Annotated in this window: 1 protein-coding gene; it reads left to right on the forward strand. The window is 57.2% G+C overall.

The features are described 5' to 3' along the window. Positions 1-155 precede the first annotated feature (155 nt). The coding region (locus EXE42_RS16160; RefSeq protein WP_137706977.1) for an HNH endonuclease at positions 156-729 on the forward strand (574 nt) is incomplete at its 3' end.

A 729-nucleotide genomic window follows, 5' to 3' on the forward strand; every position in this document is an offset into this window, starting at 1 on the left:
AGAACAGTGGGCCGAGAAAGCGCTGATGAGCAGGACGAGACAGATAGTGGCTCTGTCGTCTCTAAGCTCGCTGAAGTCCTTGGGTTTGGAGGAGGAGGATCTGAGGGGGACAGGGATGGACCGAATCTGTAGCACGGCTCACTCGGGCTCTATCCGTGACTGAACTTCCCGGTGATTGGTCCGCACGTAGGCGTGCGGCCTTTGTCCGTGATGAGTTTCAATGTCAGCACTGTGGCGCAGAGGGCGGCCAGTACGGAGATGCCAGCCTCGAATGTCACCACATACTTCCGCGCCGTATCGGCGGGTCACACGAATTAGAGAACCTTCTGACTCTTTGCGAAACATGTCATAAACAGATTCACCGGGGCGAAACAGGCTCATCTGTCTGTGAGCATACTGGGGGCGGCCCAACCAAACTCGGTGCGGCCGTTGCTTCCGTCACAGGTTTCGTCGGCCGACCCCTCGCCCGATTTGTCGATGCTGTATCCTTAGGCCTGTTAGTACTCATTTTTGTCATTGCCCTCGGCACCGCGCTCCCACACCAGTCCCCACAAGAGACACTCACACCCATCCGTTTAGTCACCAGAGGGATTTTCAGGTCACCTGGCGTCGCAGCCGTTTGGATCGGCTCATTCGTTTGGCTACAGCTACTTATCGCCGCCCAGCCGGTTGTTCGCAGTATACCTTCCGAAAGCGTTCCGGAGCCACCTGCTGGTCGGTGGTCTCAGT

The organism is Halorubrum sp. SP3, from assembly GCF_005435195.1.
GTDB lineage: Archaea > Halobacteriota > Halobacteria > Halobacteriales > Haloferacaceae > Halorubrum > Halorubrum sodomense.